This window comes from Ruania suaedae (assembly GCF_021049265.1).
Taxonomy (GTDB): domain Bacteria; phylum Actinomycetota; class Actinomycetes; order Actinomycetales; family Beutenbergiaceae; genus Ruania; species Ruania suaedae.
The window spans coordinates 2,416,276-2,442,056 of sequence record NZ_CP088018.1 but is presented as its reverse complement, the minus strand read 5'-3'; the positions used below and the strand labels follow the sequence as shown (position 1 = coordinate 2,442,056).

The window sequence follows — 25,781 nt, the reverse complement described above, 5'->3', positions numbered from 1 at the left end:
CTACCCGCCCGCCGGCTCCGCGCCCGCCGGTGCGTCCATGGCAGCCGGATCGAGCACCCGGTCGATCACCGCTCTGGCCCCGCCCAGCAGCCCGGCCCGGCCGTGCGTCCGGCTCGCCACCACCTGCAGCCGGCTGGTGGCCAGCGGCAGCGAGCGCCCTCGCACCATCTGCTCGATGCCCTCGAACAGCGGGCTCGGCTCGTGCGCGAGCGGTCCGCCGATCACGATCACCGACGGGTTGAGCAGGTTGACGCAGCTCGCGAGCACTGCGCCCAGGCTCTGCCCGGCCAGCCGCACCACCTCCGCCACCCCGTCATCCTCGAGCAGGCCCTGCACCTCCTCCAGCCGCCGCACCTCGTGCCCGAGCCCGCGCACCGAGCGCACGATCGCGGTCCCGCTGGCGAGCGCCTCCAGACAACCGGTGTTCCCGCACCTGCAGCGCACGGGCGCCCCGCCCGGAACTGCCACGTGGCCCAGATCCCCGGCCGTGCCGTCGGCGCCGCGCACCAGCCGGTGGCCGGCCACGATGCCGGCCCCGACGCCGGTGGCCACCTTCACGAACAGCAGGTGCGCCGTGTCCGGGTAGACGGTGACATGCTCCCCGAGGGCCATCAGGTCGACGTCGTTGTCCACCAGCACCGGCACCCCGAACCGGCGCCCCAGCACCCCGACGACGTCCGCACCGTCCCAGCCGGGCATGATCGGCGGGGTCCGCGGCCGTCCGGTCGCCTGCTCCACCGGCCCGGGCAGGCCGATGCCGATCCCGGCGAGAGGCCCGGCGCCGCCGGCTTGCACCTGGTCCAGCAGGTCCTGGCCGCGCCGCGCCGCCAGGTCCAGCACCGGCGCCGGCCCAGCGGCGATGTCCAGATCCTCACGGTGCTCGGCCAGGACGGTCCCGTCCAGGTCGGTGACGGCAACCGCCACGTGCGCCGCCCCGAGGTCGACCGCGAGGACCGACCGGGCGCCGGGATCGAAGCGGACGAAGATCGGCGGCCGCCCACCGGTGGACGTCCCGGCCTCCGAGCGCACCAGCCCGGTGCGCAGCAGTGCATCCAGGCGCAGCGTCACGGTCGAGCGGGCGAGGCCCGTCTCGGCCACCAGGTCGGCCCGGGTGCGCGGCACGCCGTCGCGGAGCACCTGCAGCAGCTGCGGAGACGAGGACACGCATCCCACCGTAGCCGGGGACAGGTGACTTTTGCTCGACTCCCGGCAGAAGTCCCGATACCGTGGACCCGCACCGTCCGAGAACGCACGGCCCGAGGAGATCTCACCGATGAGCACCCAGTCCCCGCCGCTGAACGTGGCGATGATCGGCTACGCCTTCATGGGCGCCGCCCACTCCCAGGGGTGGCGTGTGGCCCCCCGGTTCTTCGACCTGCCGCGCAGGCCCGTGCAGCACCTGATCTGCGGGCGCAACCCCGAGAACCTGGCCGCCGCGGCGGACACGCTCGGCTGGGCCCACACCGAGACGGACTGGCGCACCGCCATCGCGCGCGACGACGTCGACCTGGTCGACATCTGCACCCCCGGCAACACCCACGCCGAGATCGCCATCGCCGCACTGGAAGCCGGCAAGCACGTCCTGTGCGAGAAGCCGCTGGCGAACTCCGTGGCCGAGGCCGAGCAGATGGCCGCCGCCGCAGAGAAGGCGCCGAACGGCGCCAAGGCGATGGTCGGCTTCACCTACCGCCGCGTGCCCGCCATCCAGCTCGCCCGCCAGCTGATCGCCGAGGGTGAGCTCGGCGAGATCCGCCAGGTGCGCGCCCAGTACCTGCAGGACTGGCTGGCCGACCCCGAGGCGCCGCTCTCCTGGCGGTTGCAGAAGGACGTCGCCGGCTCCGGCGCGCTCGGCGACATCGGCGCCCACATCGCCGACACCGTCCAGTTCATCACCGGCGAGCACATCACCGGGGTGGCCGGCCTGACCGAGACGTTCGTCAAGGAACGGCCGGTCGAGACCGAGCGCGTCGGTATCGCCGGCGTCGGGGGCACCGAGCGCGGGCCGGTCACCGTCGACGACGCCGCGATCTGGCTGGCACGCCTCTCCGGCGGCGCGATCAGCACCTTCGAGGCCACTCGATTCGCGTGGGGCCGCAAGAACGCGCTCCGCATCGAGATCAACGGCACCCAGGGTTCGCTCGCCTTCGACCTGGAGCGCCTCAACGAGCTGCAGTACTTCGACGCCCGCCAAGGCACGCGCACGAACGGGTTCCGCACCATCCTGGTCACCGAGGGTGAGCACCCCTACATCGCCGCCTGGTGGCCCCCGGGGCACGGCCTCGGGTACGAGCACGGGTTCACCCACCAGGTGGTCGACCTGATCACCGCGCTCGCCGCGGACACCCAGCCCGAACCGTCCTTCGCCGACGGACTGCGCGTGCAGCGTGTGCTCGACGCCGTCGAGCGGTCCTCGGCCGAGAACAGCACCTGGACAGAAGTCCCCGCCTGAGCATCCCGCCTGACAAGGAGCACCCCCATGGCACGACCGATCACCCTGTTCACCGGCCAGTGGGCCGACATGCCGTTCGAGGAGCTGTGCCGGCGGGCCGGCGAGTGGGGCTACGACGGCCTCGAGATCGCCTGCTGGGGCGACCACCTCGACCCCAACCGCGCCGCCACCGACGACGACTACGTCGCCGAGAAGCTCGCGATCCTGGAGAAGAACAACCTCAAGGTCTGGACGATCTCCAACCACCTCAAGGGTCAGGCGGTGTGCGACGACCCGATCGACGAGCGCCACCGCGACATCCTGCCCGACTCGGTGTGGGGCGACGGTGACCCAGAAGGCGTGCGCCGGCGGGCCGCGGAGGAGCTCAAGAACACCGCCCGCGCCGCCAAGCGACTCGGGGTCAAGACCGTCACCGGCTTCACCGGGTCGTCGATCTGGAAGTACGTGGCGATGTTCCCGCCGGTGCGGGACGAGCTCGTCGAGGCCGGCTACCAGGACTTCGCCGACCGGTGGAACCCGATCCTGGACGTCTTCGAGGAGCAGGGCGTGCGGTTCGCCCTCGAGGTCCACCCCAGCGAGATCGCCTACGACTACTGGACCACCGTCAAGACCCTCGAGGCCATCGGTCACCGCGAGTCCTTCGGCATCAACTGGGACCCGAGCCACATGGTCTGGCAGCAGCTCGACCCGGTCGGATTCCTGCTCGACTTCCCGGAGAAGATCTTCCACGTGCACTGCAAGGACACCAAGGTGCGCATCAACAACGGCCGCAACGGCCGGCTCTCCTCGCACCTGCCCTGGGCCGACCCGCGGCGCGGCTGGGACTTCATCTCCACCGGCCACGGCGACGTGCCGTGGGAGGACGCCTTCCGCGCCCTCAACCACATCGGCTACGACGGCCCCCTCTCGGTCGAGTGGGAGGACGCCGGTATGGACCGGCTCGTCGGCGCCCCGGAGGCGCTGGAGTTCGTGCGCACCCTCAGCAAGTACGAGCCCTCCGAGGCCGCCTTCGACGCGGCCTTCTCGACGCGCTGAGCCCGGGCCCACCACCCGCTCAGCGGGTGGTGGGCTCCTCCGTCTCCCCGGCGGCGTGCCGGGCGAGCACGAACAGCAGGTCCGAGAGCCTGTTCAGGTAGTGCCCGACGGCAGGGCTCACCACCGTGCTCACCGGCGCTCCCGCCTCCCGGGCCGCGAGGGCGTGGCGTTCCGCACGCCGCGCCACCGCCCGCGCATGATCCAGCGCAGCACCGGTGGCCGTGGCGCCCGGGATCACGAACACCGGCTTCAGCGGGCGGGCCTCGACGAGTGCGTCGATGAGCGATTCCAGGCCCGTGACCATCTCCTCGCTCACCAGCGAGACCCCCGGCTCGAGCCGGTCCCGGTGGTCGGGGTTTGCCGCCAGATCGGCGCCGAGGACGAACAGCTCGCGCTGCAGCCGCAGGAGGGTCTCCGCGATCGGCGAGTCGCACGCCGCGCGAGCCACCCCGAGCAGCGCGACCACCTCGTCCACGTCCCCACCGGTCTCCATCACCGGATCGGTCTTGGCGATCCGCCCGCCGTAGAGCCGACCCGTGCTGCCGTCATCGCCGGTGCGCGTGTAGATCCTCATCGCCCCAGCATGGCCCAGCATTGCTCAGCATTCGCCCACCCCGGCCGCGAACCGCCATACTTGGGCTCTCAGTCCTGGACCCAGGGGAAGCCGGTGCAACTCCGGCGCTGTCCCGCAACCGTGAGAGTCGGATCACCTGCCCAGGACCTCGATACTCGACCCGTCGTGGACTGCGGGTGGTGCCCCCGGCTGCCGGCCGTGGCGTGCTCGCGTCCCTTGCGAAAGGCACCCACCGTGCAGCTCACCCTCCGTTCCCTCCCGGCCCTCGCCGCTGCCGCGGCCCTCACGACGGCGTCCCTCGCCGGTGCGTTCGGCGCCCCCTCCGCCGGGGCCGAGGCCACCTCCGCGCCTGTCGGCGCCGCCTGTGCTGAGGGCGCCGGCGTGAGCGTCGTGGTCGACTTCACCGACGTCGGTGGCGACATCGAGGTCGGCTGCGCCGAGGGCGACCCGGCCACCGGCCGCGAGGCGCTGGAATCGGCCGGATTCACCCCGGAGGACTCCCAGCCCGGCCTCATCTGCACCATCGACGGCCTGCCCGACCCCTGCCCGGAGGAGTTCGACGGCAACTACTGGTCCTACTGGAGCGCCGAGGCCGAGGGCGAGTGGACCAGCTACCAGGTCGGCGCCGACGAGGCCGATCCCGCCCCCGGGGCCCTCGAGGGCTGGCGCTACTTCGACGGTTCCGAGGGCCCGGGCATCGCTCCGGCCGACGCGCTCGCCGTGGCCGAGCCGGTCGATGATGCCGACCAGAGCACCGACCAGGGCGCAGACGAGCCCGCCACCCCGGTGCTGCCGATCCTCGCCGTGGTGATCGGGATCGTCCTCGTGGTCGCGATCGCCCTGGTGCTGCGCCGTCGCTCGCGTCGCTGATGAGGACGGCGGCCCTCACCCACCCCCTGGCCTGGTGGGCCTGGGCGGCCGGGGTGACGGTCGCCGTCGTGCGACTGCCTGCCGGTGCAGCCACGGTGCTGATCCTGCTGGCCGTGCTGCTCGTGGGGGTGGCGTGCCGGGCGGACTCGCCGTGGGCGAAGGCGTTCCCGGCCGCGATCGCGCTCGGCGTGATCATCGTGGCGGTGCGGGTCGGCTTCCACCTCGTGGTCGGTCTGCCTGACTCCAGCCCGGTGCTGTGGGTATGGCCGCAGATCGAGCTGCCGGGCTGGTTCACGAACCTCTCGCTGCTGGGGCCCGTGCACGCCGATGGCCTGACCAGCGCCGCGCTGACCGGCCTGTCCCTGGCCACCCTGGTGATCACGTTCGGCGCGGTCAACGCCATCGCCAACCCGCGCCTGGCGCTGCGGTGCCTGCCCGGCTCGTTGCACCACCTCGGCACCGCCGCCGTGATCGCGGTCTCGGTCACACCGCAGCTGATCACCGCGATCGCCCGGGTGCGCCGGGCGCAGGGCCTGCGCGGGACGCCCCGGCGCGGCTTGCGCGCGTTCTCGGCCCGGTTGATCCCCGTGCTCGCCGGGGCACTCGACCAGGCGCTCGAGCTGGCCGCCTCCATGGACTCGCGCGGGTACGGCCGCGTGCATCCGGGCCGCGGTGGCCGCCGCGGGGTCACCGTGGGAGTGACGATCGCGCTGGTCGCCGCGGTCGCCGGAACCTACGCCCTGCTCGATGCGAGCGCTCCCCGCGGTCTGGGCCTCGCGGTGCTGATCGGCGGTGCTGCCGTCGCAGCTGCAGCGTCGGTGTTCGCCTCCCGTGCGGTGGTGCGGACCCGCTACCGGCCGCTGCCCTGGGGCCTGAGGGCCTGGCTCGTGGCCGGGACCGGCGCGGTCGCGCTCGTGATCGCCCTGGCCGGTCGTGCTGCCGGCACCGACGCCATGCTGCTCGGCGTCCTCACCGCCGCAGCGCTCGCCGCCCCCACCCTGTCGGAGGCCACATGATCGAGATCGAGAACCTCACCGTCGCCTACGGCCGCGAGTCGGTGCTGACCGAGGTGAGCGCCGCCGTCGCCGAGGGGGAGCTGTGCCTGGTGGTGGGGCCCACCGGTTCGGGTAAGTCCACCCTGCTGGGCGCCGTCAGCGGGCGGGTGCCGCACCTGACCGGCGGGCAGGTCGGCGGCCGTGTGCGGGTCGCCGGGCGGGACACCCGCACCCACCAGCCGCGGGACCTGGCCGACGCGGTCGGGGTGGTCGGGCAGGACCCGCAGGCCACCTTCATCACCGAGACCGTGGCGGACGAGCTCGCCTTCACGATGGAACAGCTCGGCGTCCCCCCGGCCCTCATGCGCCGCCGCGTGGAGGAGGTGGCCGACCTGCTCGGGCTGGCCCACCTGCGCGACCGGGGCCTGCACACCCTCTCCGGCGGGGAGCAGCAGCGCGTCGCTATCGGGGCGGTGCTGACCGCGCAGCCGCGCGTGCTCGTGCTCGACGAGCCGACATCCGCCCTCGACCCGGGAGCCGCGGAGGACGTGCTGGCCGCCCTGGCACGGCTCGTGCACGACGCCGGGGTGACCGTGCTGCTCGCCGAACACCGGCTCGAACGGGTGGTCGGCTTCGCCGACGCCGTGATCTCTCTCGACGGCGGCCGCGCTCACGCCGGCGACCCCGCCGAGGTCTTCGCGACCGCCGCCGTGGCACCGCCGGTGGTGCAGCTGGCCCGCGTGGCCGGCTGGCAGCCGGTGCCGCTCACCGTGCGGGAGGCACGACGGCGCAGCGTACCGCTGCGCGAGAGTCTCGGTTCAGCCGCGCTTCCCACGCGTGAACCCGGGGAGGCGGCCCTGAGTGCCGAGCGGGTGCGGGTGGCCTACGACGACACCGTCGCCGTGGACGACGTCGACCTGCAGATCCGCGCCGGCGAGGTCACGGCGGTGATGGGGCGCAACGGGGCCGGGAAGTCCTCGCTGCTGTGGGCCCTCGCCGGCGCGCAGCAGCTCGCGAGCGGCCGCGTGCGTGGCCACGAGCAGGCGGCCCTGGTGCCGCAGTCCCCGGAGGACCTGCTCTACCTGCTCACCGTGGCGGCCGAGTGCCGCACCGCCGATGCCGACGCCGGAGCGCAGCCCGGGACCACCCGTTCACTGCTGGACGCGCTCGTCCCCGGGATCGACGAGGACGCCAACCCGCGCGACCTCTCCGAGGGGCAGCGCCTGGCGCTCGCGGTGGCGATCCAGCTGGCGCGCAGCCCCCGGGTGATGCTGCTGGACGAGCCTACCCGCGGCCTGGACTACGCCGCCAAGGAGCATCTCGCCGCGGCCCTGGACCGGCTCACCGGCACCGGTCACGCCGTGGTGGTGGCCAGCCACGATGTGGAGTTCGTGGCCCAGGTGGCCGATCGGGTGGTGCAGCTCGCTGACGGTTCAGTGGTGGCCGACGGTCCGGTGCGGGAGGTGCTGGCCGACTCCGCGCTGCTCGCCCCGCAGGTGGCGAAGGTACTCAGTCCGCAGCGCTGGCTGACGGTGGCCGAGGTGAGCGCAGCGCTGGCCCAGGGGGACTCGTGAGCGAACCGCGAACGGCGGCGGTGCCGCTCTCGCCGCGGCTCGCGGTCGCGCTGGTGGCGGTGAGCATGGTGGGTGTGCTCGCGTTCGCGTGGCCGCTGCTGCTGGACGTCGGTGCCGCGCTCAGCGACGAGGCGGCTGCCCCGATCGTGCTCGGTGCGGTGCTCGCATCCTCGTTGCTGGTGGTGGCGATCGCCGTCAGCGACGGCGGGATGGACACCCGCGCGGTGGCGATGCTCGGCCTGCTGGCCGCCGTCGGGGCGCTGATCCGCCCGATCGCCGCCGGGACCGGGGGAGTGGAGACCGTGTTCGTGCTGCTGGTGCTCGGTGGCCGGGTGTTCGGGCCCGGCTTCGGCTTCCTGCTGGGTGGCGCCACGCTGTTCGCCTCTGCGCTGCTGACCGGCGGGGTGGGGCCGTGGCTGCCGTATCAGATGCTGGGAGCGGCCTGGGTGGGCCTCGGCGCGGGACTGCTGCCGCGCAGGGTCGGTCCGGTCACCGAGCTGGTCATGCTCGCGCTCTACGGCGCCGTGGCCTCGGTCCTGTTCGGGGTGGCCATGAACCTCTCGTTCTGGCCCTTCCTGCTCGGCTCCGCCACCGAGCTCTCCTTCGTGCCGGGCGGCCCGCTGGCCGACAACCTCGCCCGGTTCCTCACCTACAGCATGGTGACATCGTTGCCATGGGACCTCACCCGCGCCGCGACCACCGTCGTCGGGATCGCCGTGGTCGGACACGCCGTGCTGGTGACACTGCGGCGGGCAGCCCGGCGTGCGGTGTTCAGCGACGTAGGCTGAGCGATGCCTGGACGACGGAAAGGGGAGCGTGATGCGCCGCGGTGCTGTCCTCATCGCGCTCACCGTTGCCGTCTTGGCGACCGGCGCCTGCACGAGCGAACCGTCGGGCCCGGCAGTGCCCCCGACCGCAGCGCCCCCCACCGCGACACCTACGACGGCAGCACCAGAACCAGAACCGGAGCCCTTCGATCCGCGCAGCATCGATCTCGCCGACGCCGTCTGGACGGCCGCAGATGTCTGGCACGAGCCCGAGACGGTGCAGCTCGTCGACGGTGAGGCGACCGGTGAACGCGCGGGCCCGGGGCGCTATCTCACCGACGTCGAGGAGGTCCTGTACGTCGACCTGGACGGTGACGAGCACCAGGACGTCCTCGCGCCGTTGACCTTCGAGGCGGAAACGAGCGGGGAGGACGAGCCGAGCGCGAGCACCTCCTGGTTCGCCTGGCTCAACGACGGCGAGCGCCTCACCCAGTACCCGTTCCCCGTGGCGACCTCGGGCGAGTGCTCCACCCAGGTGCGCCAGATCAGCCCGGCATTGAGCGGCATCGGCGTGCGGATCACCGAGGCGCAGATGCCCTGGCAATCCGGCTGCGCGGACGGCGCCACGATCGAGGTCACGCGGATGGTGCGCATCGAGCGCGACGATGCCGGCACCCCGTGGCTGGTCCAGACCGATCCGTTCCCCTCGTGGGGCGGCGCGTGCCTGCCGATGAGCGGTCCGGGGGAGAACCCCGATGAGGTCAGCGTGGCCCCCGGCCTGGAGGCCGCCTCGCCGGAGGTGCCGCCCGTGATCGTCGCCACCGGGCTCGAGGACGAGACCTCCGACGGTTCGTGGATGAGCGCGTCGGTCGAGGGGTGGGACTTCGTCACCTACGTGCAGGACCAGGATCCGGACTTCGTCTCCCACTGCGGCTGGACACCCGAACGATGAGCACACGTGCGCTCGACCTCAACGCCGACCTCGGCGAGGGCGTCGGCGACGACGCCGCCATGCTCGCGGTGGTCACCAGCGCGAACATCGCCTGCGGCGGGCACGCCGGAGGCCCCGACACCATGCTCGCCACCTGCAGTGCCGCCCTCGCCCGGGGTGTGCGGATCGGCGCGCACCCGGCCTACCCCGACCGGGAGAATTTCGGACGGCGCCCGGTCGCCATCGACGAGCAGAGCCTCACCGCCCACCTGCGCGCCCAGGTCCGCGACCTGGTCGAGGCGGCCACCGCCGTCGGGGGGCAGGTGACCTACCTGAAGCCGCACGGCGCCCTATACCACGCGGCCGATCCGGGGCATGTGCGCGCCGTGGTGACGGTCGCCGCGGACGCGGACCTCGCGGTTGTCGGGGCGCCGGGGAGCCTGCTGCTCGAGCGTGCGCGTGACGCGGGCCTGACCACCGTGGCCGAGGGGTTCGCCGACCGCGCCTACAGCCCCGACGGCAAGCTCGTGCCCCGGTCAGAACCCGGTGCGGTGCTCCACGACGCCGACCTCATCGCCGACCGGGTCGCGGCCCTGGTCCGCACCGGTGCGATCGCGGCGAGCGACGGCTCCCCCGTGGACCTGGACGTGCGCACCCTGTGCGTGCACGGGGACACCCCCGGCGCCGTCGCCATCGCCCGTCGGGTGCGGGCCGTCCTCGATGCGGCCGGCCTGAGTCCGGAGCCGTTCACATGAGGGTGCTGCCGTGCGGTGAGCGGGCCGTGCTGCTCGAGGTGGCCGACCAGCGGGCCGCGCACGCCCTCGCGCGGGCGCTCGCTGGCGCTCCCGGCGTGATCGACGTGGTGCCGGCCTCGCGCACCGTACTCGTCACCAGCGAGGATCCCGACGGCGTCCGTGCCCTGGCCGCCGGCCTCCCCCTGGACGAGGCCTCCACCGCCGAGGTGGGCGAGGAGGTGGTGATCGACGTGCGCTACGACGGCGAGGACCTCGACGAGGTCGCCCGGCTGACCGGCCTCACCCGCGCCGAGGTGATCGCTCGGCACACCGGTGCCACCTACACCGCCGACTTCCTCGGGTTCGCGCCCGGCTTCGCCTATCTCTCCGGACTGGATCCGGCGTTGCACGTGGCCCGTCTGGACACCCCGCGCACCTCGGTACCCGCCGGTGCGGTCGCGATCGCGGGGGACAAGGCCGCCGTCTATCCGCGATCCTCCCCGGGAGGCTGGCGGTTGCTGGGCCACACCGGCGCCGTGCTCTTCGACCCCGAGGTGGAGCCGCCCGCACTGCTGCAGGCGGGCGCCCGGGTCCGGTTCCGCGAGGTGGGCTGATGCTGCGTGTGCTCGACGCCGGGCTGGTGCTGATCGAGGATCTCGGCCGCCCCGGTCACGCCGCGTCCGGGGTGAGCCCCTCCGGTGCCGCCGACCGCGGCGCCCTGATGGCCGCCAACCGCAGGCTCGGCAACCCCGACGGCGCCCCCGCCCTGGAGGTGATGCTCGGCCGGCTGCACCTGCGGGCCGAGCAGGAGGTGCTGGTGACCCTTGCCGGTGCGCCGGCGCCGGTGCGCGCCGACGACAGGGTGCATCCACCTGGGGCGGTGATCGCACTCCCGGCCGGCGCCGAACTGGTGCTACGTGCGCCGCCGTGGGGGCTGCGCAGCTACCTGGCGGTCCGGGGCGGTCTGGACGTGCCGCGTGTGCTCGGCTCGGCCAGTCACGACGTGCTCTCCGGGCTCGGGCCGCCGCCGGTGCAGGCCGGGGACGTGCTGGCCGTGGACGGTGCGGTCACCGGTCCGGTACCGACGATCGGCGCCGAGCACGGGCCGGCGCACATGCCATATCTGCTGGACGTGCTGCCCGGGCCGCGGCGGGACTGGTTCACCGACGCGGCGGTGGAGACGTTCCTGTCTGAGCCCTACACCGTGACCGACACCGGTGACCGGGTAGGCGTGCGCCTGGACGGGCCGGTGCTGGACCGGGCACGGGCCGGGGAACTCGCATCGGAGGGCGTGGTGCGGGGCAGTGTCCAGGTGCCGCCGGACGGGAAGCCGCTGATCTTCGGGCCCGACCAACCGGTGACCGGTGGCTACCCGGTGATCGGAGTGCTCACCGAGGCCGCCGCCGATGCTGCGGCACAGGTGCGGCCCGGGCAACAGTTCAGGTTCCGACACCGCGGCTGGTAGTAGTCCGAACAGTAGATGGCCAGAAGTATGGCTACTCAAAGGCCTTGCATGAGGGTATTCTGGATCGATGAAGACGGTGACGTTGAGCGAGGCGAAGGACAAACTCTCGGCCTACCTCGACGAGGTCGAGACCGAGCACGAGATCGTGCGCATCACCCGGCACGGGCGCGGTGCCGCCGTGCTCATCAGCCAGGACGACCTCGACTCGCTCCGCGAGACGATCTTCTGGCTCTCCCAGCCCGGCATCCGGGAGGACATCGCGGAAGCGCAGCGGTCGGTCGAGGAGAAGTCCACGATGAGTGCCGACGACGTCCGGGCGCGGTACGGTCTGCCGCCCCGATGACGTGGGAGGTCCAGTTCGCGCCCAGTGCGGTGCGTGGGCTCGATCGGTTGCCACCCAGGATTGTCGGCGCCGTCGTGGAGTTCATCACGGTCACCTTGCCGGCGAACCCGGAACGGATGAGCAAGGCGCTGAGTGGTGAGTTGGAGGGGTTCCGATCCGCCCGTCGCGGCGACTACCGCGTCATCTTCTCGCTCGACGCTGCGACATCGGAGCTGCTCGTCATCCGTGTGGCGCATCGAGCCGATGTGTACCGGCCCCGGTGATCACCAGCAGATCGGCGTCACGCGCTGCGTGATGCGGCGCCCGTAGGCCGTCGGTCACCTGCGCCGTGGTGACAGCGCCGGCCTCGTGCAGCGCCCCGTCCGGCCCCAGCGTCTGCAGCTGCTCACCACCCGAGAGCCCGGGCAGCCGCACCGGTTCCCGGTGCCCGCCGCGGGTGAAGACCATCACCACCCGCCGTTCCGGCGTCCGGTACTCCACGGCGTACTGAGGATCCGCCGGGTCGCCGTGGCGATACACCTCACCGTCGAGCACCACCTCGCGGATCTGCCGGTAGGTCGTCACGAGTGCGGCCGCCAGCTCCCGATCCTGCTCCGGCCACCTCAGCAGGTCCCCACCCACGCCCAGCACCCCGCACATGGCCACCAGGAACCGGAAGGTCAGGCTGACCGGGCTATCGGCGGTATCAAGCAGGTCCGGCTCGTCCGTCACCCACGAGCTCAACCAGCTCGCCGAGTAGGCCGACAGGAAGCCGTGCTGGATGGCCAGCCGATCCCGGGGGCCGGTCTCGTCGCTGGCCCACACCACGTCGCTGCGGCGCAGCACCTCCAGATCCGTGCGTCCGCCACCTGAGGCGCACGCCTCGAAGGTCACGTGCGGAAACTCCGCGCGCACCAGCTCCAGCAGCCGGTAGTAGGCGCGGGTGTGCTGGCCCGACCACTCGCCGCCGTGCGGATCACCGGGCCGGCCGCCGTCGCTGACGGGCCGGTTCATGTCCCACTTCAGGTAGCTGATGTCGTGCCCGCCGAGCAGCTCGCGGAGCATCGCGGCCACGAACGCCTCCACCTCGGGCTGGCCCAGGTCGAGGACGTACTGGTTCCGGGAGGTCACCAGCGGCCGGTCGCCCGCCCGGTAGACCCAGTCCGGGCGGGTCCGGAACAGGTCGCTGTCGGGGTTGACGCACTCCGGTTCCACCCAGAGGCCGAACCGCATACCGTGCGCCCGTACGCCCTCGATCAGCGGAGCGAGCCCGTCGGGGAACTTCGCGTGGTCCACCTGCCAGTCGCCCAGCCCGGACCGGTCGCTGGTGCGCCCGCGGAACCAGCCGTCGTCGAGCACGAACACCTCGGCGCCGAGCCCCGCCGCCCGTGCGGCCAGCGCCAGCTGGTGGTCCACCTGCACGTCGAACTCGGTGGCGTACCAGGAGTTGTAGACCACCGGGTGGTGGTGGGCGGAGGAGTCCCGGCGCAGCTCGAGCCGCTGGAACGCGTGCCACGCCCGCGGCAGGTTGTCCACGCTGTCGCTGCGGATCGCGTAGGTGCGGGGCGTGACGAACGAGGACCCCGGCTCCAGCAGGATCACGCCGGTCTCGTCGTCGCTGCCGCCGCCCACGCGCACCCGATCGGCGAAGGGCGTGGCGTCCACGGTCATCGACCAGGAGCCGCTCCACGCCAGCGCCACCGCATACGCGCCCTCGCCCTTCCGCGGGGCCAGCGTGACCGCCGGCGCATAGGTGTGGGAGGAGACGCCCTGGCGGCTGCCGAGTGCGACCGTGCCCGCTGGCAGGTCGATCGTGACCGGCGTCAGTTCCCGGCTCCACTCGCCCACCAGGGCGCCCACCCGCGCCCCCGGTCCTACCGGCAGGTCCCACGCGCCGCCGAACGCCCTCGTGAGCCACAGCGGCTCCTCGCTCGTGTTGCTGACCTGCGCCCATTGCGCGACCGCGTCGTGCCGGGTGTCGCTCTCGACGTGGACCACCACCTCGAGGCCCTCGCCCTGCCAGACGGCGGCCAGCCGGGTCCGCGTCCCGTCCTCGCCGATCGTGGTCCCACCCGGGACGAGGCGTACCCCGGTCCGCCCGTCCGGGCGCTGCACGAGCAGCTCGCCCCGGTGCACGTGCCGCGTGCCGGCAGCGGTGAGCAGCGTGGGCATGACGTCGGGACGGGTCCGGAACGGCACGCGATCCGGCACCGGGGGGCGTGGGCCGCCGTCGGGACCCCACTGCTGCAGGGCGAGCCCTGCCTCGGTGACCTCGAAGACCAGCGCACCGGTCGCCGTCGGGACTCTCACTTGTTCGCGCCGACCAGCAGTCCGGAGACGAACTGCTTCTGGAAGATGAAGAACACCACCGCGGTGGGGATCGCGGCGATCACCGCGCCGGCGGCCACCACGTTCCACTGGCTGACGAACCCGCCCTGGAGATTGAGCAGCGCCGCCGTGATCGGGAAGTTGCCCTCCGTGCGCAGCACCGTCATCGCCCAGATCAGGTCGTTGAAGACCCACGTCGTGGCCAGGGCCGTCAACGCGGCCAGGGAGGGCCGGGCCAGCGGCAGCACGATCAGTGCATAGATGCGCACCGGGCCCGCCCCGTCGATCCGGGCGGCCTCGAACACCTCGTTCGGCAGGCCGCGCATGAACCCGTGCAGGACGAAGGTGTAGAACCCCAGCCCGAACCCGACCTGCACGATGATCAGTGCGAACAGGGTGTCGTAGATCCCCAGTGCCTCGGTGATCTTCGCCACCGGGATCAGCAGGATCTGCGGAGGCAGCAGGTTGCCGGCCAGCATCAGCAGCAGGATCACGGTCCGCCCCGGGATCCGGAACCGGCTCAAGGCGTAGGCAGCCAACGAAGCCAGGAAGAGCGAGAGCACCACCGCGACCACCGTCACGATCACCGAGTTGCGCAACGCCACACCGATGCCGCCGGTGGTCAGCGCCGTCTGGAAGCCCTCCCAGCTCACCCCGGTCGGCACCGCGCTCAGGCCGCGGGCGATGATGTCGGAGAACGGGCGCAGCGCGACCGCGACCACGAAGACCATCGGCGCCACCCACAGGAGGGTGAACGGGATCATCAGGACGTGGAACAAGGGCGAGCGCTGCGTGCTCGGTCGGCGGCGCGTGCTCGGGCGCGCGGCTCGGGCAGTCTGCACGGGTGCAGTCATGAGTCCTCCTGCCGGATGGAGCGGACGAGGTAGCTGATGATGAACACGATCGCCAGCGCGAAGATCACCACCGCGATCGCCGACCCGTACCCCAGGTTCACCAGGGTGAAGCCCTGCTCGAACATGTACGTGCTGAGCAGGTGCGTGGAGTTGTAGGGACCCCCTCGGGTCATGGCCCAGACGATGTCGAAGGTGCGCAGCGAGTCGATCACCGTCACCGCGAAGACCACACCGTTGACGCTGCGCAGCTGCGGCATCACGATGCGCGAGAACCGTTGCCATCGGTTCGCGCCGTCCATGGCCGCCGCCTCCTCCAGGGCAGGGTCGACCCCCTTGAGACCCGCGAGGTAGAGCACCATGATGTAGCCGACCTGGCGCCACACCGCCGCGACCAGCACGGCGTAGAGGGCGACGTCCGGATCGGCGAGCCATTGCCGCTCCAGGCTGCTGAGCCCGACGGTCGCGAGGGAAAAGTTCACCAGCCCGTCGGGGGAGTACAGCACCCGCCAGAACAGGCCCGTGACGGCGAGGGAGAAGACCATCGGCAGGTAGATCGCCGCCCGGTAGAGGCCGATCCCGCGCCCGGGCCGGTTCAGCGCCACCGCCAGCGCCAGGCCGATCGCCACCGACAGCCCGCCGAATCCGACCGCCCAGATGACGTTGTTGCGCAGCGCCGTCTGGAAGGTCGGGTCGGCCAGCAGGGCCTCGTAGTTGCCCAGCCCCACCGGTTCGGCCGCGCCGATCCCGTTCCAGCGGGTGAAGGAGAGCGAGAACGAGTTCAACGCAGGCCAGAACACCCAGAACGCCTCGACGGCGAGCGGTACCAGCAGGAACAGCCACACCACCACCGGAACCCGGCGCAGCGCTCTGACCCACGGCGGCCGGGGCGCCCGTGGCGGCGCCGGAGTCGAGGACGAGGTGGCGGTGGTTGTCGCCGTCACTGGTCCCAGACCTGCATCGCGGCGGCCTGCCATCCCTCGAGGATGCCCGGGATGTCGGAGGGGTCGGCAAGGAACCGGGTGAGGGCGTCGTCAGCGGTGGCCTGCAGCGCATCGGAGGAGTCGCGATTGAAGAACTGGGTGATCTCCTCAGTGTTGTTGAGCAGCTCGATGCCCTTCTGCACCAACGGGGAGAACCCGGAGGCGTCGACGTCGGGATTGGTCGGCAGGTTCGAGGATCCGGAGACCTCGATGAAGGTCTGCTGCGACTGTGCGGAGGCGAGGTAGGCGAGCAGCTCCTTGGTCCCCTCCGGATCGTCGGTGCCGGAGGAGGCGAAGTAGCCGTCGGTGGGGGCCTCCTCCGCGCTGGGCACGTCCGGGTTGATCGGTGGCACCGAGAAGAAGTCCAGGTCCTCGCGCTGGTCCTCGGGGAAGAACTGCGTCACGAACGCGCCGATCAGGTACATCGCCGATTCGTTCTGCACCATCGGCGTGACCGCCTCCTGGTAGGAGTAGGAGACCATGTTCGGGTCGAAGTAGGGGATGAGCTTGGTGTACTCCTCGAGCACGGCCTCGACCTCCGGGTCGGTGAAGGCGTGCTCACCGGCGAGCAGCTCGCGGTGGTACTGGGCACCGTTGATGCGCAGGTTGAGGTAGTCGAACCAGCCCGAGGCCATCCACGGGGTGGAACCGATGCCGTTGGCCAGCGGGTTCACGCCCATGCCCTGCAGCTCCTCGCACAGCGCGAGGAAGTCCTCCCAGGTCTCCGGTGCGCTCACGCCCCACTCCTCGAAGGCAGACTTCTTGTAGAAGACCGACCACCAGTAGTAGTTGGTCGGCACGAAGATCTGACTGCCGTCCTCGGCGGTCGAGAGCTCACGCAGGGCGTCGGAGAAGTTCGCGCAGACGCCCTCGCCCTCCCACATGTCCGAGACGTCGAGCAACAGGCCCTCGGCGGCATAGTCGCGCGCGACTGACCCGGCGTACCAGGTCAGCACGTCCGGCGGGTTCGCGGAGGTCAGATAGGTGGACAGCTGGGCCCGGAACTGTTCGCTGGCGACGGTGTTGATCTCCGCCTCGCCCGGGTACTCGGCGATCAGGGTCTCCTGCGCCTCCCGCGGGGCCGGGTCGGACTGGGAGTTCTGGAGGGTGATCATCCCGGTGGAACCGCCGCCGTCAGCGGTCCCGCCGCCATCGGCGGTCTCCTCGCCGCCGCCGTCGGAGCCGATGCAGCCGGCGAGCAGCCCGCTGGTGCCGACGGCTCCGGCTCCGAGCAGGAACCCTCGCCGGGAGAGAGGACTGGTGCGGGTGGTGGTATTCATCGTCGAAACCTCCTGCGCGCCGTGCGGCGCATAGTGATGGATGGGTAAATCAGGCTCCGGGGAGCAGGTCGTGGGCATCGGGGTGGTCGGGCACCGCGGCCAGCACCTCGGTCAGGCGCCGGTGGGCGGCGTGGTCGTGGCCGTCGAGCAGGTCCAGCTGGGCACGCAGCACCTGCACGCGGACGTCGCGTTGCTCGATCAGGTCGGGTGGGAACAGCAGCATCTCCGGCAACGAGGTGGCGAAGTAGTCGATCACCGGAGTGCTGACCGCCAGCTCGTCGACAAAACCGCGCAGATCCGTGGTCAGCGCCTGCGCCTCCTCCGCCCGGCCCAGCCGGCGCAGCGCCAGCACGCTGTGATAGGTCGCCTCGCTGTGGCGGCTGGCGCTCATCGAGCGGAAGTCGCCCACCTGGTCCGCGGCGACGGACCAGGCGCGCTCGGCCTCCTCCTGACGCCCGGCCGCGGCTGCGACGTCGCCGGCCAGCAGCTGCAGCCCGGCGGTGGTGGCCAGCGGGTGACGGTCCTCGCCGAGGTTCGCCGGCGGGATGAGCGCCTCGGCCACCCGGTCGGCGGCCTCCTCGAGGCGATGGGCGGCCAGGGCCACACGCGCCAGGGCGGCGCAGGTGCGTTCCCACACCCGCAGTACCTCTCCCTCGCCACCTTCCCAGGGCTGGAACTGCCGCCCGGTCAGGAGGCGACGCGCGGCGCCGGCCTCGCCGGAGCACACGAGCAGATGGGCGAGCTCGGCAGCGAGGTCGTCGCGCTCGGACACGGCCTGGTCAGCCTGTTGCAGCGCCTCCAGCCGCTCGGCCACGGGCGCGCCCCGGCGCCGGTCGAGCTGGTCCCGCTCGCGCAGGATCCGCGGGTGCCCGGGAGCCAGCGCGAGCGCCCGGTCGTAGGCCGAACGGGCGCCATCGTGGTCCTCGCCCGCCGTGGCCAGGGCGAGGCCGATGTTGCGGTGCACCACGGCGTCTCCGGCCTCGCGCGCACCGGCCTGCCAGGCACTCAGTGCCTCGTCCCGGCGGTTGACGGCGTAGAGCCAGTGCCCTAGCAGCACCTGCGCCACCGGGTCCTGGTGGTTCGCGACGGTGCGCTCGAGCATGAGGGCGTCCTCGAGCCGTCCGGGGAAACACCAGGTGCGGTCGGCGGCCGCCGCGGCCTGGCGGGCCTGGGCGGCTCCGGTCTCGTCCCCGGTGCGCTCGAGCAGGTCCGCGCGGTGCAGTAGTGCCAGCGCACTCACCGCGGGCTGCCCCAGCGCCCGCTCGGGGTCGAGCTCAAGCGCCGTCTCCAGCGCGCGGAGCGCCTCGGCGGTGGAGCCGACGGCGGCATGCTCGAGTGCCACGTCCAGGCAGGTCTGGGCGTCGGTGTGCAGCGGCTCGCCGGCGACGTCGCGCGAGAACCAGTGCAGCGGGTCCAGTTCCTGTAGCTGGGCCAGTGCGGCGTCGGCGGCCTCGGGCGCGCCGGTGCGCCGCAGCAGCACCGCCTGCAGGGTCCGGGCCTGCAGATGGTCGGGTTCGGCTCGCAGGACGTCCGCCACTCGGTGCAGAGCGGTGGCGTCCCGGTGCGCGGCAGCGTCCAGGCGTGCCATCTCGAAGCCGGCCGGCGCCCGCCACGGCCGGTTCCAGGAGGCCCGGGCGAACAGGTCATAGGCCTCGTCCGGCCGGCCGGTGAGTGAGAGGGTCAGGCCCAGGTGGTACAGCGCCGTCGCGTCACTGGGAGTGGGGTGGTAGGCCGTCAGGCGGTCCACGGCGGTGCGCAGGTGCGCCTCGGCCTCAGCCAGGCGGCCCTGGCGCAGCCGCGCGATCCCGACGGCGGTGCTCGCTCCGGCATGACCCGGCTCGCGGCGCAGGGCCTCGGCCCAGTACGGCTCGGGCGAGCGGGTGGCGTGCCGGTACTGGCGTAGGTGACCGGCGATCTCGAGCAGCTCCTCGACGGTGCCCACGCTCTCGGGCGCCGGCGGCTCGGTGGCCGCGTGGATCTCCTCCGTGGCTGCGGTGGTCGCGGAACCTGAACCGAGGTGCTGGCTGACCAGCACCTGCTCGCCGTGGCGCACCCGCACGCTCGCCGCGCTGCCGGCGCCGACCTCCACGCTGGCAGGCGTGGCCGGGTCCAGGTCCCGCTGGTGGGCTGCCAGCACGGTCCCGGCGGCATCGAGAACCTCCACCACGGCCCCGGACCGGGTGGTCGTGGTGATCGCGCCGATGTTCAGCACCTCACCCGTGCGCTGGACGCGCAGGGCCGCATCCTCGGTGGCCTCGGTGACCGGCCCGATATCACGCAACGGGTACCAGACCTGGGTGAACACCTTCGTCTCCCCGGGGGCGAGGAAGGCGAAGTCCGGCTGGTTGTCGGTGAACACCCCGGCCATCAGTTCGACGTAGGCGGAGTCAGCGTCATGACCGTCGGCGAGGTTGCGGTTCCAGGCACGCCCGAACGGGGCCTCGCCCCAGGTCCACTGCTTCTTCCCGACGGCGATGCGCCGGTCGGCCACGTGCACGAATCCCAGGCCGGTTGCGTGGTCGTAGCCGCCGAAGAAGTCGTGCTCGGAGTGGGTGACCATGTAGGAGGTGGGCACCGGGATGTTGTCCGGCCAGTCGATCCGGTCGCCGGGGACGACCGTGCCGTCCGCGGCCGTGAAGGTCTCGCGGCGGCGGCCGGGGTAGTCGATGTCGTAATAGGGGCGGTCGGCGGCAGGGAAGGCGGTGACGGCCCGCTTGGCGTGGTCGGCCACCACGGTCACGTCGTCGGGGAAGAAGGACTGGAAGTCCCGGTGGGTGCGGGCGGCGACGTTGGCCCACCACAGGAAGGTCTGAGTGAACGAGGTGCGGTTGTACAGCCGGGCCCGCAGCTCGATCGCGGAGCTGTCCGGGCGCAAGCGGATGCCGTGCATCCCCTTCATCCGGTCGAAGGGGTCGTGGTCGGAGCACCACACGGTCACCGACCCGTCCGCCTCGTGTTCGATGTGGCTGTCGGTGGGCAGGTAGGTGGCGGGGCGGTGGTGCTGGGGCCAGTTGAACTCGATCCCGCCCGCGATCCACGGACCGGCCAGGCCCACCAGCGCCGGCTTGATCACCGGATTGTTGTAGAAGAGCTCGGAGCCGGAGGTGCGGTCGAAAGCCAGGTGCACACGGCCACCCAGCTCGGGCAGGATCACCAGCCGCACCCAGGCATTCTCGAGGTGGATCGCATCCCAGCGATGGGCGGTCGGCTCCGGTTCGATCCGGTCGTGGAACGGCAGCGGGTAGACCCGGCCGGAGGAGCCCTGGTAGACGCGAGCGTCCAGGTAGGCGGGCAGGTCGGAAGGCGCCGCCGGGTGGTAGGTGCGCAACGGCAGCGGTTCACGCCAGGCGGCGACCGGAGCCTCGACCAGGTCGGTCGGGCGGTCCGGGAGGGAGAGCGTCGGTTCCTCAGTGAACATGTCTCGACGCTAGGACGGCGCGCGATCTCCCGGAATGTCCGATCGCCTGGACTTCCTGGACGATTCGACTGTGGTGGGATGTCGATAGTGAGGCACACTGGGGGAATGGCGGCCTACACCAAGGACGGATTCGCGGGTCAGCGGATGCAGGTGCTGCCTCGTCCGCTCGTCGCTCGGGCCACGCAGGCGGGACTGACTTCCCGGCTGTTGGTGACCGACGCGGGCTACTTCCCCCACGCCGCCAACCACGGCCGGTCCCGGCCCCACGGTGCGCGTGAGGCAGTGGTGCTCGTGTGCACGGACGGGCGGGGGTGGTGCGATATCGACGGCGCCACGATCGGCATCGGCGTCGGCCAGGCACTCGTGCTCACTCCTGGGGCCCCGCACCTGTACCGGGCCGACATGCGCGACCCGTGGACGTTGTGGTGGTTCCACGCGACGGGAGCCGACCTCGGTGAACTCCTTGCGCCGATCGTCGGCGACTCCCGGCAGGAGGTGGTGGACCTGCACGATCCCGCGCGGGTGGTGCACCTGGTCGAGCAGACCGTGCAAGCGCTCGAGCGCGATGAGACGACGCCGTCGTTGATGGCGGCCGCCGGCGCGGCGTGGCATGTGCTCGCTCAGCTCGGTGCCGACCGCTCGGCCGGCCCGCGGGACGAGGCAGGCCCCGTCCAGCGAGCCAGAGAGTTCCTGCTCGATCACCTCGACGAGCCGGTGCGGGTGCCCGACGTCGCCGCGCACGTGGGCTTGAGCACCTCCCATCTGGCGGCGCTGTTCCGCCAGGCCACCGGGGGAGGAGTGCTGGACTACCTGACCCGCACCCGGATGGCCCGGGCCCGGGTGATGCTGGTGACCACCAGCCGAAGCGTCGCCGAGGTGGCCCGCGCCGTGGGCTATCAGGACGAGTTCTACTTCTCCAGGCAGTTCCGTGCCGTCAACGGCATCAGTCCCTCGAGCTTCCGCAAGGCCTCGCGGGCCGAGCACATCAGTTAGAGCAGCCGCGCGCCGAGGTAGACCAGCCAGCACGCCACCGCGGCGTAGGCGATCACGTTCCTGACCTGTTGACGGACGTCGAACGCCCAGCACGCACCCGCGGCCGAGATCAGCGCCCAGCAGCCGGGCACGCTCCAGCGCACGATGGCCTCCCGGACGGGCCCGGCATCCGATTCCGGAGGCGCGGCGAAGACGTAGGCGAGCGCCAGCGCGAGCGCGGCGATCCCCAGCAGGATGCCGAGTACCCGCCGATGGCGGTGGGCGAACGCCTGCAGGGGCGGTGGGCCGGGCGTATCGGACTCGGCCGCCTCGTCCTCGTCCTCGTCCGGCCGCCCCTCGGTGACATCCCACGCGTGATGCACCAGATCGTGCAGCAGGTACTGCATCAGGGAGGTGATGGTGAACTCGGCACCGTCCGCGCGGGTGCCCCGCAGCTCCGCCTGCTCCGCCGTGACGCCCTCCACCCGGGCGGCGAGCGACTCACCGGCAGCCAGGATCTGCGCTCCGACCGTCTGCGGGTCGAGCTCGCGGTACCCGCCCTCGAGGGCGGCGGCATCGGGGTCGAAGCCCTCGAAGACCGGATCGTCCTCGGTGAGCACGGTGGTGAGCCGGGCGTCGAAGACCTCCAGCACATCGCGCACGTGGGCGGCGTACTCGAGCGTGGACCACATACCCGGCGCGGGCGGCGACACCACGTCCTCGCGGCGCAGCACCACCGGCCAGACCTGGATCTGCGTGCGCACCGCGGCCGGGATCTGAGCGAGCTCGAGGGCCCCGGCCTCGGCCCCGCACTGCGGGCACCGCCGGTCCAGCACCCACGTCCAGTCCTTGGTCTCCGGCATGGGATCCACGGTACTGGGGCGTCGGTAGACTCGCCGCCATGTCCACCATCAACGCAGACGAGGTCGCGCGCCTGGCCGCTCTGGCCCGCATCGACCTCACGCCCGAGGAGACCGACCGGCTGGCCGGGGACCTGGACGTGATCGTCCAGTCCGTGGCGACCGTCTCGCAGGCCGCCGGAGACGACGTACCCGCCACGAGTCACCCCATCGCGCTGACGAACGTGCTCCGTGAGGACGTGGTGGGTCAGACCCTGCCGCTGGCGGACATCCTGGCGCAGGCCCCACAGGCCGAGGACGACCAGTTCGCGGTGCCGCAGATCCTGGGGGAGGAGCAGTGACGGACCTGACCCGCCTGACCGCCGCCGACCTCGTCTCCCGCCTGCGCTCGGGCGAGGTGACCAGCGTGGAGGCCACCCAGGCGCACCTGGACCGCATCGCTGCCGTCGACGGCCCCGTGCACGCCTTTCTGCACGTCAACGCCACCGAGGCGCTCGCCACCGCCGCGGAGGTGGACGCGCGCCGCGCCGCCGGCGAGGACCTGCACGAGCTCGCGGGCGTGCCGATCGCCGTCAAGGACGTCGTGGTCACCAAGGACCAGGTGACCACCGCCGGATCGAAGATCCTCGAGGGCTGGATCCCGCCGTACGACGCCACCCTGGTGGAGAAGCTGCGCGCGGCCGGGATGCCGATCCTGGGCAAGACCAACATGGACGAGTTCGCGATGGGCTCCAGCACCGAGCACTCGGCGTACGGTCCCACCCGCAACCCGTGGGACCTCGAGCGCATCCCGGGTGGCTCCGGCGGAGGCTCCGCAGCCGCGGTGGCCGCCTACGAAGCGCCACTGGCGATCGGGACCGACACCGGCGGCTCGATCCGTCAGCCCGCCGCCGTCACCGGCACCGTGGGCGTCAAGCCCACCTACGGCTCGGTCTCGCGCTACGGCCTGATCGCCCTCGCCTCCAGCCTCGACCAGGCCGGACCGTGCTCGCGGACCGTGCTCGACTCCGCGCTGCTGCACGACGTCATCGGCGGGCACGACCCGCGCGACTCCACCTCGCTGCCCGAGCCGGCGCCCAACTACGCCGACGCCGCCCGCGCCGGCGCCGCCGGTGACCTGACGGGGGTGCGCGTGGGCGTGGTGCGCGAGCTCGGGGGCGAGGGCTACCAGCCCGGCGTGCGCGCCAGCTTCGAGGCGAGCCTGGACCAGCTGCGGCAGGCCGGCGCCGAGGTGGTGGAGGTCTCCTGCCCCAGTTTCTCCGCTGCGCTGGCGGCCTACTACCTGATCCTGCCCTCGGAGGCCTCGAGCAACCTGGCCAAGTTCGACGGGATGCGGTTCGGCCTGCGGGTGCTGCCGGACGAGGGGCCGGTGACCGCCGAGCGCGTCATGGCCGCCACCCGCGGCGCGGGCTTCGGCGCCGAGGTCAAGCGCCGCATCATCCTGGGCACCTACGCCCTCTCGGCCGGCTACTACGACGCCTACTACGGCTCGGCGCAGAAGGTCCGCACCCTCATCCAGCGTGACTTCGCGGCCGCCTTCGAGACCGCCGACGTGCTGGTCTCCCCGACCGCTCCGACCACGGCGTTCCGGTTCGGGGAGAAGGTGGACGACCCGATGGCGATGTACCTCAACGACGTCGCCACCATCCCCGCCAACCTCGCCGGTATCCCTGGCCTGTCGTTGCCGAGCGGGCTCTCCGACGATGGCCTCCCGGTGGGCTTCCAGATCCTGGCACCCGCGCGCGAGGACGCCCGGCTCTACCGGGTCGGGGCCGCCCTCGAGACGCGTCTGCTCGCCGGGTCCGGTGCACCCGTGCTCGCGCACGCACCGGATCTCACTCCCGCCACGACCGCAGAGGTGACCCGATGACCACGCTGGTCGACTACGACGACGCGATCGCCCGCTTCGACCCCGTCCTCGGCATCGAGGTGCACGTCGAGCTGGGCACCGCCACGAAGATGTTCGACGACGCCCCGGCCCACTTCGGCGCCCAGCCGAACAGCGCCGTGACCCCGGTCTCCCTGGGGCTGCCCGGCGCCCTGCCGGTGGTCAACGGCACGGCCGTGGAGTACGCGATTCGGATCGGCCTGGCGCTGAACTGCCAGATCGCCGAGTACTGCCGGTTCGCCCGGAAGAACTACTTCTACCCCGACGTGCCGAAGAACTTCCAGACCTCCCAGTACGACGAGCCGATCGCCTTCGAGGGCTATCTCGACGTCGAGCTCGAGGACGGGGAGATCTTCCGGGTGGAGATCGAGCGCGCCCACATGGAGGAGGACGCCGGCAAGAACACCCACATCGGTGCCACCGGGCGGCTGCAGGGGGCCGAATACTCCCTGGTGGACTACAACCGGGCCGGGATCCCGCTGGTGGAGATCGTCACCAAGCCGATCACCGGGGCCGGCGCTCGCGCTCCGGAGGTGGCCCGCGCCTACGTCTCGGCGCTCCGGGACATCTTCCGCACCCTCGGCGTCTCCGAGGCCCGGATGGAGCGCGGCAACGTCCGTGCGGACGTGAACCTCTCCCTGCGTCCGAGCCCGGACTCGCCGCTCGGGACCCGCACCGAGACCAAGAATGTCAACTCCTTCCGCTCCATCGAACGCGCGGTGCGCTACGAGGTCTCCCGGCAGGCCGCCGTCCTGGACGCCGGTGGCACGGTCGTGCAGGAGACCCGCCACTTCCATGAGACCGACGGCAGCACCTCCGCGGGACGCATCAAGTCCGACGCGGACGACTACCGCTACTTCCCCGAGCCCGATCTCGTGCCGCTGGCACCCTCGCGGGAATGGGTGGAGGAGATCCGGGCGAGCCTGCCGGAGCTGCCGGCCCTGCGCCGTCGGCGGCTGGTGACCGAGTGGGGCTTCGCCGAGGAGGAGATGCGCGACGTGGTCAACGCGGGCGCGCTCGACCTGATCGAAGCCACCGTGGCCGCGGGCGCCGCTCCCGCCGCCGCCCGCAAGTGGTGGATGGGTGAGCTCTCCCGCATCGCCAAGACCGGCGGGGTCGAGCTCGCCGACCTCGCGGTCACCCCGCAATCGGTCGCCGAGCTGCAGGCACTGGTCGACTCCGGCCGGGTCAACGACAAGCTCGCCCGGCAGGTGCTCGAAGGAGTGCTCGCCGGTGAGGGGACACCGGAGGAGGTCGTCGCCGCTCGCGGCCTGGAGGTGGTCTCCGACGACGGCCCGCTGCTGGAGGCCATCGACGCCACCCTCGCCGATCAGCCCGACATCGCCGAGAAGATCCGCTCCGGCAACCTGGGCCCGATGGGTGTCATCATCGGCGCGGTCATGAAGGCCACCCGCGGGCAGGCCGACGCCGGCCGGGTACGGGAGCTGGTGCAGGAGCGCCTCTCCTGAGGGGCGAGGAAGGGCA

24 protein-coding genes and 1 riboswitch are annotated in these 25,781 nt (G+C 72.1%); of the genes, 16 read left to right on the top strand and 8 right to left on the bottom strand.

All coding sequences use genetic code 11. The features are described from left to right. On the bottom strand, positions 1–1,164 hold the full coding sequence (locus LQF12_RS11250; protein ID WP_231053027.1) for an ROK family transcriptional regulator: 1,164 nt from the start codon (positions 1,162–1,164) through the stop codon (positions 1–3). 109 nt (positions 1,165–1,273) lie between these two features. On the opposite strand from LQF12_RS11250, the gene LQF12_RS11245 reads away from it, so the two are divergent. Continuing rightward, positions 1,274–2,449, top strand: coding sequence for a Gfo/Idh/MocA family protein (locus LQF12_RS11245; protein WP_231053026.1), 1,176 nt, complete (start codon positions 1,274–1,276; stop codon positions 2,447–2,449). A 27-nt stretch (positions 2,450–2,476) separates the two neighbouring features. Then, positions 2,477–3,484: a sugar phosphate isomerase/epimerase family protein gene (locus LQF12_RS11240; RefSeq protein WP_231053025.1), complete on the top strand. Its 1,008-nt coding sequence runs from the start codon at positions 2,477–2,479 to the stop codon at positions 3,482–3,484. A 19-nt stretch (positions 3,485–3,503) separates the two neighbouring features. Here the strand turns inward: LQF12_RS11240 and LQF12_RS11235 are convergent, their stop codons facing one another. Continuing rightward, entirely contained in the window at positions 3,504–4,058 is a 555-nt protein-coding gene (locus LQF12_RS11235; protein ID WP_231053024.1) for a cob(I)yrinic acid a,c-diamide adenosyltransferase, read from the bottom strand. A gap of 72 nt (positions 4,059–4,130) precedes the next feature. Then, positions 4,131–4,204: riboswitch (adenosylcobalamin-variant (AdoCbl-variant) riboswitch) on the top strand. 88 nt (positions 4,205–4,292) lie between these two features. Between LQF12_RS11235 and LQF12_RS11230 the strand changes: the two genes are divergently transcribed. The 10 genes from LQF12_RS11230 to LQF12_RS11185 all read left to right on the top strand — a co-directional run bounded on the left by LQF12_RS11230 (position 4,293) and on the right by LQF12_RS11185 (position 12,000). Beyond that, complete coding sequence (locus LQF12_RS11230; protein WP_231053023.1) at positions 4,293–4,928, top strand: hypothetical protein; 636 nt, start codon at positions 4,293–4,295, stop codon at positions 4,926–4,928. Then, positions 4,928–5,944: a CbiQ family ECF transporter T component gene (locus tag LQF12_RS11225; RefSeq protein WP_231053022.1), complete on the top strand. Its 1,017-nt coding sequence runs from the start codon at positions 4,928–4,930 to the stop codon at positions 5,942–5,944. Before LQF12_RS11230 ends, LQF12_RS11225 begins: the two co-directional genes overlap by 1 nt. Then, positions 5,941–7,497, top strand: coding sequence for an ABC transporter ATP-binding protein (locus LQF12_RS11220; RefSeq protein ID WP_231053021.1), 1,557 nt, complete (start codon positions 5,941–5,943; stop codon positions 7,495–7,497). Before LQF12_RS11225 ends, LQF12_RS11220 begins: the two co-directional genes overlap by 4 nt. After that, a complete protein-coding gene (locus LQF12_RS11215; protein ID WP_231053020.1) occupies positions 7,494–8,285 on the top strand; it encodes an ECF transporter S component in 792 nt (263 codons plus the stop codon). Before LQF12_RS11220 ends, LQF12_RS11215 begins: the two co-directional genes overlap by 4 nt. A gap of 31 nt (positions 8,286–8,316) precedes the next feature. Further along, positions 8,317–9,216, top strand: a complete 900-nt coding sequence (locus tag LQF12_RS11210) for a hypothetical protein (protein ID WP_231053019.1) — start codon at positions 8,317–8,319, stop codon at positions 9,214–9,216. Further along, positions 9,213–9,950 (top strand): 5-oxoprolinase subunit PxpA, encoded by a 738-nt coding sequence (locus LQF12_RS11205; protein WP_231053018.1) that lies wholly within the window; start codon positions 9,213–9,215, stop codon positions 9,948–9,950. The genes LQF12_RS11210 and LQF12_RS11205 overlap by 4 nt, the downstream gene beginning before the upstream one ends. Further along, on the top strand, positions 9,947–10,543 hold the full coding sequence (locus LQF12_RS11200) for a 5-oxoprolinase subunit B family protein (protein WP_231053017.1): 597 nt from the start codon (positions 9,947–9,949) through the stop codon (positions 10,541–10,543). The genes LQF12_RS11205 and LQF12_RS11200 overlap by 4 nt, the downstream gene beginning before the upstream one ends. Further along, positions 10,543–11,394, top strand: a complete 852-nt coding sequence (locus LQF12_RS11195; protein ID WP_231053016.1) for a 5-oxoprolinase subunit C family protein — start codon at positions 10,543–10,545, stop codon at positions 11,392–11,394. The genes LQF12_RS11200 and LQF12_RS11195 overlap by 1 nt, the downstream gene beginning before the upstream one ends. A gap of 67 nt (positions 11,395–11,461) precedes the next feature. Beyond that, positions 11,462–11,737 carry a type II toxin-antitoxin system Phd/YefM family antitoxin gene (locus LQF12_RS11190; protein ID WP_231053015.1) on the top strand — a complete coding sequence of 92 codons (276 nt, stop codon included), beginning with the start codon at positions 11,462–11,464 and terminating at the stop codon, positions 11,735–11,737. Continuing rightward, on the top strand, positions 11,734–12,000 hold the full coding sequence (locus LQF12_RS11185) for a type II toxin-antitoxin system RelE family toxin (protein WP_231053014.1): 267 nt from the start codon (positions 11,734–11,736) through the stop codon (positions 11,998–12,000). The genes LQF12_RS11190 and LQF12_RS11185 overlap by 4 nt, the downstream gene beginning before the upstream one ends. Here the strand turns inward: LQF12_RS11185 and LQF12_RS11180 are convergent. Genes LQF12_RS11180 through LQF12_RS11160 form a run of 5 tightly spaced genes read right to left on the bottom strand, consistent with a single transcriptional unit; the run spans position 11,957 to position 20,576 of the window. Further along, positions 11,957–14,026, bottom strand: a complete 2,070-nt coding sequence (locus tag LQF12_RS11180) for an alpha-galactosidase (protein WP_231053013.1) — start codon at positions 14,024–14,026, stop codon at positions 11,957–11,959. The genes LQF12_RS11185 and LQF12_RS11180 overlap by 44 nt on opposite strands. Then, complete coding sequence (locus LQF12_RS11175) at positions 14,023–14,898, bottom strand: carbohydrate ABC transporter permease (protein WP_231053012.1); 876 nt, start codon at positions 14,896–14,898, stop codon at positions 14,023–14,025. The genes LQF12_RS11180 and LQF12_RS11175 overlap by 4 nt, the downstream gene beginning before the upstream one ends. Continuing rightward, the gene (locus LQF12_RS11170) at positions 14,895–15,839 is read right to left on the bottom strand and encodes a carbohydrate ABC transporter permease (protein WP_231053011.1); all 945 of its coding nucleotides are present in this window, start codon (positions 15,837–15,839) and stop codon (positions 14,895–14,897) included. The genes LQF12_RS11175 and LQF12_RS11170 overlap by 4 nt, the downstream gene beginning before the upstream one ends. Then, positions 15,836–17,158, bottom strand: a complete 1,323-nt coding sequence (locus tag LQF12_RS11165; protein ID WP_231053010.1) for an ABC transporter substrate-binding protein — start codon at positions 17,156–17,158, stop codon at positions 15,836–15,838. The genes LQF12_RS11170 and LQF12_RS11165 overlap by 4 nt, the downstream gene beginning before the upstream one ends. A gap of 49 nt (positions 17,159–17,207) precedes the next feature. Continuing rightward, complete coding sequence (locus tag LQF12_RS11160; RefSeq protein WP_231053009.1) at positions 17,208–20,576, bottom strand: DUF5107 domain-containing protein; 3,369 nt, start codon at positions 20,574–20,576, stop codon at positions 17,208–17,210. Positions 20,577–20,681: 105 nt separating this feature from the next. Between LQF12_RS11160 and LQF12_RS11155 the strand changes: the two genes are divergently transcribed. Beyond that, positions 20,682–21,569: an AraC family transcriptional regulator gene (locus tag LQF12_RS11155; protein ID WP_231053008.1), complete on the top strand. Its 888-nt coding sequence runs from the start codon at positions 20,682–20,684 to the stop codon at positions 21,567–21,569. On the opposite strand, the gene LQF12_RS11150 is transcribed toward LQF12_RS11155, so the two are convergent. Next, the gene (locus LQF12_RS11150; protein WP_231053007.1) at positions 21,566–22,411 is read right to left on the bottom strand and encodes a DinB family protein; all 846 of its coding nucleotides are present in this window, start codon (positions 22,409–22,411) and stop codon (positions 21,566–21,568) included. The two genes, LQF12_RS11155 and LQF12_RS11150, sit on opposite strands and share 4 nt — an antisense overlap. A 38-nt stretch (positions 22,412–22,449) precedes the next feature. Between LQF12_RS11150 and gatC the strand changes: the two genes are divergently transcribed. The 3 genes from gatC to gatB are packed head-to-tail and all read left to right on the top strand — an operon-like array spanning position 22,450 to position 25,765. Beyond that, a complete protein-coding gene (gene gatC, locus LQF12_RS11145) occupies positions 22,450–22,749 on the top strand; it encodes an Asp-tRNA(Asn)/Glu-tRNA(Gln) amidotransferase subunit GatC (RefSeq protein WP_231053006.1) in 300 nt (99 codons plus the stop codon). Beyond that, positions 22,746–24,278, top strand: coding sequence for an Asp-tRNA(Asn)/Glu-tRNA(Gln) amidotransferase subunit GatA (gene gatA / locus LQF12_RS11140; RefSeq protein WP_231053005.1), 1,533 nt, complete (start codon positions 22,746–22,748; stop codon positions 24,276–24,278). The genes gatC and gatA overlap by 4 nt, the downstream gene beginning before the upstream one ends. After that, positions 24,275–25,765 carry an Asp-tRNA(Asn)/Glu-tRNA(Gln) amidotransferase subunit GatB gene (gene gatB, locus LQF12_RS11135; protein WP_231053004.1) on the top strand — a complete coding sequence of 497 codons (1,491 nt, stop codon included), beginning with the start codon at positions 24,275–24,277 and terminating at the stop codon, positions 25,763–25,765. The genes gatA and gatB overlap by 4 nt, the downstream gene beginning before the upstream one ends. Positions 25,766–25,781 lie beyond the last annotated feature (16 nt).